Below are 9338 nucleotides of genomic sequence, written 5' to 3' on the forward strand. Positions count from 1 at the left end.
GAAGGTACTCATGAAAAATCCCCTAAATGTCTTGGTGGGAATTTAGGGGATTTTGGGGAATTTTGCAAAGGTCTCAAGCAGTATTGCAGGAAATCTTAAGATACGCTCGTTGCATCAAGAGCTGTTTGAATTCCGCTAAAAGAATTTAATGTACAAACTTTTAAGTTTTAAATAGTAAAGCATTAAGGCCGTCTGAAAGATTTTCAGACGGCCTTTAAGCCTTCACCTTAACAACATAAACCTACGGTTGCTTTTTATGTTTCGCACATTCTATATCATCCAAATGATATATTACTTCAATTGCGTCATGTTCAATATCAAGTTTTGATAGGATTAAAATCAATACCCGTAATATAACGTTGTCCAGCATGAGCTTTAATGTGTACAACAATATCAATGGTCTGCCTAAGAAGGTTTTTAATAACTTCAAACTCCAGACCACTTCCTTCTGGTGATGCTTTTACCATTAATGCTAATTGATCCCATGTTTGTTCCGTACTACCAGCATGGCAACTTGTAATAGATCCCGGGTGTCCAGATGCACAATTTCGAATAAAATAAAATGATTCGTCACCACGTAGCTCTGCTAGAATAATTCTATCCGGCTTCATACGCAGACAGGATTCCATACAACTTTTTGCCGTAATATTTGAACTACCTTGTCCACCTTTTGAGTAAAGCAAATGAACTACATTTTCATGAGGAATAAATAGTTCCCTAGCATCCTCAATGCTGATTAGTCGCTCACTTAAAGGAATGTGATTAACCAATGCTTTCATGAAAGTAGTCTTACCACTGCCAGTTGCACCTGAAACGACTATATTCTTTTTATATTCAACGGCTTTTTTAAAAAATTCTTCGTAGTTCCGATTGTTCTTCAGTTCGACTAATTCCTTATCTTGAGGAGACAATTCTCCATTTAACTCAATAATCTGACTAAAGAAACCATCTTTGCTATACTGGCTTAAGCTCTTAGTATGTTTTGATGGTAGACGGATTGTAATTGAAGCTTTTCCTGCATCACAGGCAGGAGGAATTACAAATTGTGCCCGTTGGCCTGTTGGAAATGTTAATGACACCATTGGCTCTGCTTCTGTAATTCGTTGACCAGTATTACTTTCATTAACAACAGCAGTACAGAACTGACGTGCCCTATCAAAGTTTAGCGTATTTACTTCTACCTTTTTCCAACCCTGAGAGGTTTCTAAAAATACCTCTCCTGGTCTATTAATACAAATCTCAGTCACATCAGGATCTTTTAAGAAAGAGGTAATTCCCAATACTTCATATTGATAATCTAAGAAATCTGCTGAAATTGTTGAGTTTAATTCATCCATAGTTAAAATAAATTGATTTGAAATATACGATTATAATGAAATTTAAAACTTGAGGAAGCTTTTCATTCGAGATTAAAAAACACCTATATTCCCCGAGCTTGTACTTGTACCAACTGTCTTTGCTGTGTTTCTAATTCAAATTGCTGAGCTGTTACCTGTACCTTTATAAGACTTTCTTCTATCGGGGTAACTGCAGCTTTTTGCATATCCACAGAAGCAGTTCTTAATTCAGGAGCCTTATCACCAATAAGAATACGCCCATTTTCTTTAATATTAATTAGAGATGCACCTCTCATCTTGTTTGCGTACCCTTCAGCAGCCAGTGCCATAGCAATATTATCTAAGCTTCTTTCATCGTAGCTAATATCCTTTTTATTACAGAATTCAGTAAAAATTTGTTTACTTTGCTGATAGATATTTTGAGCATGTTGTGGGATAGCTTCCAACTTTAAAGGCTTCACAGATTGCATATTATCCCAATCGCCAGGAACAGGAGCATGCGCTATGTTGCTCTGAGGTTGATGTAAAATCTTAGAACTATCTATTCCTGTGGCAGAATGTACTCTAATACTATTACTATCTCTAACACCACTACTATATTGGCCTGTTTTCTTTTCTTGTAAATGAATACCTAAATCCCCATTTTTGAAATTTTCAATTTTAAGACCATTTACATCTAATGTCCCCGTATTTCTATCCCATTCATATACCATTCCAGCACTACGGTAAACGAAACGGTTTGGTTGAGATAAATCACGTACACCACCCTGTAATATATAGCCATTCAATGATACTTCACCCTTGCCGTCTGAATCTCGGATAATATCTAAATTGTCAGCACGATATTTGTCATATCCTTTACCACCAAACAATTTATCTCTTCCGGAATTACCGGCTAAAATATCATTACCATTACCACCAATTAATACATCATTACCACTACCGCCTAATAAAATGTCATTTTGATTAGTACCTTTTAGAATATCATCACCGGCATCTCCATACATATATGCCCTACTTTTTAAAAAAGTCTTAGATCTGCCTATTAATAAACTATCACGGCTATATGATCCATCAGCAACGATTTTATTGTTACCCTTATTTCCAAAAGTGTCATAATTTGCCATATGTTTAACAAATACTTGTTTATCTTCCGGCCTTAAGAATGCCTCAGAAAAGTCTTTGGCAAAATTGGTACGGGTATTCAGAAAGTAATAAATATCCTTTTCATAATAACTCAATCTAATCGATCCATTTTCTTCTGAATTTGGACGCATACCATACATATTTTGGCGAGCAATCAAATCCTTAACTTGCTCGAAAGATTTACCCTTGATATAAGGATAAAGATCACCGCTAATTTGAGTACTATAAGCACTTCCATTATTTCGCTCTTCATAAGCAATCATACGTGCTTCATTAAAGATTGCCTCTGCTTCTCCATAGCCTCGTGCTTGAGCATAAGCTTTAGCAGTATTATAATAACTAGCAGATTTAGCCTGATATTTACCCAATCCATGTCCTATTTCATGGGCTACTGCTGTGGCAGTAGTATACTCTGTTCCTGGTCGGAAATAGATGTTTCTATCGTTAGGCTCATAATACGCATTACTCTTACTATTTGTGACTTTGAAAAAACCCTGTCCTTTACTGCTAAACTGATTAATCTGTCTAACCAGCTCATAATTTGCCTTTATCCTGTCCAACTCTGACATAGTGGGATTGAATTGTGTTTTATGGAAACCTAATATTCTTAATTGAGTTTCTGCTTTTTCGTTTAATTTAGTCATAATATATTAGTCTCGATATCAATAACCCATCGGGCTCATTTCTGTATTACTATAAAAAGTAAATGATGTAATTGCTCCAGAACCGTTGTTTGCTGCAATTATTTCACGACCGTTTTCACGCCAGTAGTAATCAACCAGCTCTTTAATTGGGTCACTTTCACGTCTTGGATAATAATCCCCATACTCAGGAGGCATTTCTTTCTCCTTAGGCTTCGGTAAAAAGTCGGGAAATCTGTTTTCTGGGAAAATACTTATTTTTTCTTTGAAATATTGTTTGGTCGGTAAAATAATGAAACTGGTTTGATATGAACTATATTGTACTGCCACATACAATCCGATAGGAGAAGCAAAATTTTCGAAATGATTATTGACATAACCTTCAACAACAGGAATTTTCCAAATATTTTCTAATTCTAACGCATACATTGCATATAGGCAGTCATCTTTAAAGGCCGTATCATACATCTGCTTAATTAGATCATCCCGATTTTCTACTTTGTGCAACATACCTCGGCAACGATTGCGTACCTGTTCCATAGTTATTCCCTTTTGTATATTCTGTGTCTTAGAAGAATCCTTAATATTTTTATTGCTAATCTGAGGAGTACAGGAAGTCATCAAACATACTGTTAATATGGCTGTAATTGCCAATAGCTTCATATAAATTCCTTTTTAGTCATTTTGCACATTTCATTTTCAGACGGCCTCGAACTTTCATTACTATTACCGTTTTCCTTTTAACGAGGCGACCTTTACTGACCCCATCAATCGTTTAGTAAATGTCCCATCTTGGTAATAACGGATTTTCCCCACTTGCGCCGGATGTGACATACCTTCGTAAAGGATAATTTCCTTATCTTGGCTCATTGCCTTTAACTCTTGCGGCAACATCAGTGCGCGGCGCTCTTCGCTTTCCGAGACACTACGTTCACGACCACGGCTGATATTTTTTCTTTTCACTGTGGTATAACCCAGCATTTCGGAGTATTCGTTTGCATCCTGCTGTTCTCTAGGTGTATAGATGATTTGCAAAGCATGGTTAGTGATAATAGTACGCGCATATTCTTTGCCATAAACAGCATCCAGCTGGGCAACTGATTGGATAATCGGAAATAGGCGAATGTTGTAACCTGCCATATAGCTGACAGAATGAGCAATGATTTCAACTTTACCAATACTTGTGAACTCATCCATTAACAGCATACATTGGTGTTTCAAATCTGGGTTATCCTGAGGCAACTCTTTCGTATTTTGGTTGATAAGTTGAGAGAAAAAGAGGTTAACAATGACCCTTGATTCAGCAAGCTTGTTAGGAAGAATGCCGATATAAATAGTCATTTTCTTTTTACGTACGTCAGTTAACAGAAAATCATCAGCAGAAGTGGCGGCATCAATGACGGGATTAATCCATGGGTTGAGGGGTTCTTTAAACGTACCCATGATAGAACCAAAGGTTTCTTTTTCTTGAGAGATTAAACCAGAAAAAGCAGTTTTTGTAGCCTCGCTGAGGTATGGCTGTTGTGATAGAGATGTAAAGTATTCCTTAAGTTCTGTTCCATTACCTGATGAAAGGCGGTATATTTTTCCTAAAGTACAGGCTGGCTCATTTTCTTTACCCTCTATTGGAAAATCAGCCATTGCTTCATGCTCATCAAAACAATAAAGTGAAAACGCCAAAAATGTATTTCTTGCCTGCGCTACCCAGAACTTATCACGGCTATCTCCATCAGGATATAGCATTGCAGCTATCGACATTAAATCCGATACTCGCTGGTCAGGATCAGAAGAAACATAGGTAAACGGATTCCAACGGTGTGTCCTTCCATCTTCTGCAAACGGATTAAACAAATAGACTTCCTGACCTAATACTTCTTTGCGGTAGCCGCTAGTTAAATTGAAGTTCTCCTGTTTGATGTCCAAAACAACTACCGATCCTTTATAACTTAACAGGTTCGGAATAACGATACCGACACCTTTACCTGAACGTGTCGGCGCTGCCAACAATGCGAATTGCTGGCCATTGTAATGTAACAATTTGCCGTTGTATTTACCGACGACAATTGAAGTATCTGTTTGTTTGAAAAATCCTGCTTTTGTCAAATCAGCCATCCCTGCAAATCGTGCTTCCCCATGAAGACTTTGGGAGGCAGTGCGCCAAATAGGAATTAAACCAAGCAGGGCAATCAGAAAAGTAAAACCAAATCCAACAATTCCTGATATTTTAATTTGCAGTGAATATTTAGCAACCTGAGGAATATCCAACGTATTATAGTATTTAAACCATGTTGTAAGTAGTAAGGGCGTTTTATCTAAGCCTAACCATTGCAGCAGGATAAAGCCTGAAAGGTAACAGCCTAATATGAAAGAAATTAATAGTAAAACTACCGTAATAATAGATTTGTTTTTTAGAGTCATTTCAATACCTGTAAGTCAAAGGAATAGATTGTTTTAGATTTCTAGTGAAGATATTAGTTTTCAGACAGCCTAAGGTAATAATGGAAAGCTCAGTTAGTTCTACTAATGTGTATTATGAAATTTATCACTCTCTTTTAGTGCTATCCTTGGCAGTTTCACTGTATGTTTGAACTAAATATTTTTTGCTATTTTGATAATACTCATGCACACCGCTCTATACAAACTCTTAGGGCTACAGTTGGCAATAGAACTATAGATAATAGTAGGACAAGAGGCTTCATCAGCAATTATTCTTTATGATAACGCCTAATAATTAGGCCGTCTGAAAAAACAGACGGCCCTTAAAATTACTGCATAACCGAACTGAAATCAATGTCCTGGGCAGTATAAATATTAATCAAGGTCCCTTGATTGATCGTTACTGTATTGGGACGAGCATTATTTCGCTCAAGTTGATTGATAGCCTGTTGCTTCAATGTATTGGCTGTATCACTCTGGTAAGGATTAGTGGTAGTTGATGTGTTGGTTGTAACCGTTTGTCCTTGTGGGCCATATTCAGTAGCAGCATATTTAAAAGCATCAGAAATCATACTAATCAATAAAGCTGATGCCAAACGTGATCCCCAATGAGACTTAAATTTACCAACATGGCCAGCTGCACCAAGATTATCTACTCCAGGAGATTCCAGTGTTACATCAACGCCTTCTGGTGTTATGATTCGATTCCAAATAACCTCCATCCGCGGACCAGTAGGATTACTGGAACCATATTGTCCCATTACTTTCGAACCTTTCGGTAACAAGAGATATTTTCCACTGGCAGAATATACAGGCTCAGTGATAATACAAGATGTAAATCCTTTTACTTCAGAAACAATTTTAGTTTCTAATACGCAGCGTAAATAAGTACCCTGTAAAAGTAATTTATCCCTGTTATGCATATAACGAACAGCATTAGCTTGAGCTATGCTTGCTCCCGACTCTTTCTGAGCAGCCTCCCCATCTTCAACAAATTTAGAATCCGTGTTGGCAGACATATCCACAGGCTGCACGGGAATATTAGGAATTATAGGCGGAGGGGTCTCTACTATCGGCGGAGATGATATTTCTATTGGTGGCTTAACAGATTCGGTAGTTTTAGAACTCTCTGGATCAGGCTTCTGCTCTTCCACTAAGTCAACTGGAGGTATCTCAGTAACTTGAGGCTCCGGAGCAGGTAAATCTGGTACAGTAACTACCTGAGGACGTTCTGGAGGGGGAGCTTCATCAGAACCACTAAATTGATGATAAGCAAATGCCCCTAGCCCAGCTAACCCAAAACCTGCAGCTACAATAAACGCAATAGCTTTTTTGTTGACTGTGCGATCAACAGGAGCATTTAGTTGAGGAGCATTCTCCTCAAGTCCCGCCAATTGTTCTTGTTCGTATTGGCTTGAATATAAATTTTGTGATGATTCACTATCTTTGTGATGTTCATTATTTAGCTTATCAGACATTCTTAATTCCTTTTTAATCCAACTACATCATTTCCATGTCTCAAAACTAAGAATGGATAAGTCCCATGGACAATAACTACATTACCTTCAACATTACTGTTTAAGACAAACTCAGCTCCTTTCTCTGATTTTCTGCCATAAACAGCAGGAAAATCACCTGTGAACTTGCCCTTATTCAAGTAGACATAGGTAAATCTGCCATCATCATAGACTTTTAAAGGAACTAGCCAACGAGATTTTTCATTTGCAGCCACATCATAATTAGTATTATAGATTTTAGAAGAATCATATTTCAGGCTATAACCAGCCAAAGTACTAGCAGGAAGACTGAAATCCGTAGAATCGGGATATCTGAATTTAACTTGATAATTCACCCCTTTGTCTGAAGCTTCTGCTAAATTACCAACAACATTTTTCATAACCTTAAGCTCAAAAATATATTGGTGAGCCTGAGTACGAACAATAAGATTAGTATCAACTGCATCAGCCTTTGGACGCAGATAAAATACATTTTCTCTACGTACCAAATCCCATCCACCACTTAGGCCTGCACCAAAATCTTTAACCTTTTCACGAGAATCAAGTTCAATTTGTGTGACTACGCCTTGTGCCGTATGAACGGGATAAGTTGTATTTTCTTGAAACGTATACTCTTGAATAGCTGCAGCATAGACGCTTCCTTGCAACAAACACGATGCTGCTGTTGCTAAAAACATTTTTCTTAACATTATTGATTTCCACTTTCAACAGATATAGGAGAAGCATTAGGAACATCATTATCTACAGATGTAGGAGCTTCTAACTGGGGCTGGGGTACACTTTGTACTTGTTGCTGAGCCTGGTTTTCAGATGATGTTCCTGCAGAAAGATAATCTGAAGATAAATCTTGAACAGGTGATTCACTAGCATCAGGATCAACACGATAAGACAATACCTGGAATCCCAGAGGATTTTTTAACCTATACTTTTCATCCATTTTCAAATTGCTATTATAAGTATAGGTCAGAGTAGCAACATTGCTATCCATAAATCTTGATATGCCAGTACTCTTATTTAACAAAAATCTTTGGAATCTTACTGTTGCACTGGCATCGCGACCATCGGCCTTTCCGCTATTATTAAGGACGATACTCAAAATCTTAACGCGAATTGATTGAGCAGATCCATAAAGATTAAATGGGCTATTTGGGTTACTTTTATTCATCAGATTGCGATAGCTGTCAGATACCCCAGCAACCGACATAGAATAAACTGTAGCCCAGTCATTATCATAAATAATCTGACTATCAAAAGATTCTCTAGCAATAATAAAGTGAGAAATATTACTCTTATTTACCGCTTCATTTTTAGTAATATCTAAATTATTCCAATCCCCGGCTAGCTTAGCAACAGTAGCTTGTCCCGTATAGACATCAGCCATAACAAGATAAGGTTCTTTTTCTTTTAGCGGCAAAATATAAAATAATCCGCCAAGCAGACACAAAGAAGAGAAGGTAGAAATACCGGCAACAATCCATGCCCTTTTCTCACTTTTTTTGCGGATATCAACCAAGGTCGTCTCAAAATCCAAAGATCTTTTTACAGCCTTTTGGATATTGCCATCAGTAGTATTTTTACTTGATTTGAACATATATTTCCATTTTAATCTTGAGTTTTTACATCAGCTTTTGCTGATCTCTCATGTTTTTTCTTCCCACTGTTTTTCACAGCAACATCCATTTTCTTATGCGCCATAATGACACCATTTTGAACATAGAAAACCATCCCTTTATCTTCATAAAGTTTAGATAATTCACTTAAGGCATTATCAAGCTCAGTATTTCGTATTGTTGATACTTTCTTATACAAAGTAAAATCAAGCGTATAGTCATAAACAACAGGCATCTTTGCCTCTTCTCCCCAACGCTCCAACAAACCTTTTACAGTTGTATCAAGTCGTGTCACTTGATAAACATGAGGTTTGACAAGAGGAATCTCAGTTACCTGATCAGGTAGTTCATTTAATGGCCTCCATGAACTTGGGAAATCTGGAGCAGACTGATTTGCACAACCTGCCATTAGCGCGCCCACACTAGCAGACAGTAACAGCGTTCTTAAAAGAAACATACATAGTACCTTATAAAATAACTTAAGTTACAACCAAAGCATCTTAATTAAAAATGAAGAAAAGACAATTCATGTTTGGTTATTTTTATTGGTTAAAATCTTGTTAATTATTTTAATCTGAGACCTTTGCAAAATTCCTTTCCTTCCAACAGCCGAAATCCAAACAAGGGTTTTCAGCTGTTTTCTCCTCCAAT

General features: G+C 37.1%; 8 protein-coding genes. All 8 read right to left on the bottom strand.

Going from position 1 to position 9338, the window contains the following annotated elements:
- Positions 1–317: 317 nt before the first annotated feature.
- Entirely contained in the window at positions 318–1337 is a 1020-nt protein-coding gene (gene virB11, locus ACTHSP_RS14255) for a P-type DNA transfer ATPase VirB11 (protein WP_049329383.1), read from the bottom strand.
- A gap of 83 nt (positions 1338–1420) precedes the next feature.
- Positions 1421–3127 carry a calcium-binding protein gene (locus tag ACTHSP_RS14260; protein WP_314512406.1) on the bottom strand — a complete coding sequence of 569 codons (1707 nt, stop codon included), beginning with the start codon at positions 3125–3127 and terminating at the stop codon, positions 1421–1423.
- A gap of 18 nt (positions 3128–3145) precedes the next feature.
- On the bottom strand, positions 3146–3787 hold the full coding sequence (locus ACTHSP_RS14265) for a hypothetical protein (RefSeq protein ID WP_314512408.1): 642 nt from the start codon (positions 3785–3787) through the stop codon (positions 3146–3148).
- Positions 3788–3850: 63 nt separating this feature from the next.
- Positions 3851–5542 (bottom strand): type IV secretory system conjugative DNA transfer family protein, encoded by a 1692-nt coding sequence (locus ACTHSP_RS14270; protein ID WP_314512410.1) that lies wholly within the window; start codon positions 5540–5542, stop codon positions 3851–3853.
- Positions 5543–5889: 347 nt separating this feature from the next.
- Positions 5890–7038 (bottom strand): TrbI/VirB10 family protein, encoded by a 1149-nt coding sequence (locus tag ACTHSP_RS14275; protein WP_107723253.1) that lies wholly within the window; start codon positions 7036–7038, stop codon positions 5890–5892.
- A gap of 2 nt (positions 7039–7040) precedes the next feature.
- Positions 7041–7766, bottom strand: a complete 726-nt coding sequence (locus ACTHSP_RS14280) for a TrbG/VirB9 family P-type conjugative transfer protein (RefSeq protein WP_440346318.1) — start codon at positions 7764–7766, stop codon at positions 7041–7043.
- A complete protein-coding gene (locus ACTHSP_RS14285; protein ID WP_440346319.1) occupies positions 7766–8668 on the bottom strand; it encodes a virB8 family protein in 903 nt (300 codons plus the stop codon). Before ACTHSP_RS14285 ends, ACTHSP_RS14280 begins: the two co-directional genes overlap by 1 nt.
- Before the next feature lie 11 nt (positions 8669–8679).
- Complete coding sequence (locus ACTHSP_RS14290; RefSeq protein ID WP_314512417.1) at positions 8680–9144, bottom strand: hypothetical protein; 465 nt, start codon at positions 9142–9144, stop codon at positions 8680–8682.
- Positions 9145–9338: the final 194 nt, after the last annotated feature.

It is taken from the genome of Neisseria sp. P0001.S005, assembly GCF_051963715.1.

Excerpts from the sequence above, each read along its gene's own strand:
- virB11 (WP_049329383.1), bottom strand. The coding sequence starts at position 1,337 with ATGGATGAATTAAACTCAACAATTTCAGCAGATTTCTTAGATTATCAA.
- ACTHSP_RS14260 (WP_314512406.1), bottom strand. The coding sequence starts at position 3,127 with ATGACTAAATTAAACGAAAAAGCAGAAACTCAATTAAGAATATTAGGT.
- ACTHSP_RS14265 (WP_314512408.1), bottom strand. The coding sequence starts at position 3,787 with ATGAAGCTATTGGCAATTACAGCCATATTAACAGTATGTTTGATGACT.
- ACTHSP_RS14270 (WP_314512410.1), bottom strand. The coding sequence starts at position 5,542 with ATGACTCTAAAAAACAAATCTATTATTACGGTAGTTTTACTATTAATT.
- ACTHSP_RS14275 (WP_107723253.1), bottom strand. The coding sequence starts at position 7,038 with ATGTCTGATAAGCTAAATAATGAACATCACAAAGATAGTGAATCATCA.
- ACTHSP_RS14280 (WP_440346318.1), bottom strand. The coding sequence starts at position 7,766 with ATGTTAAGAAAAATGTTTTTAGCAACAGCAGCATCGTGTTTGTTGCAA.
- ACTHSP_RS14285 (WP_440346319.1), bottom strand. The coding sequence starts at position 8,668 with ATGTTCAAATCAAGTAAAAATACTACTGATGGCAATATCCAAAAGGCT.
- ACTHSP_RS14290 (WP_314512417.1), bottom strand. The coding sequence starts at position 9,144 with ATGTTTCTTTTAAGAACGCTGTTACTGTCTGCTAGTGTGGGCGCGCTA.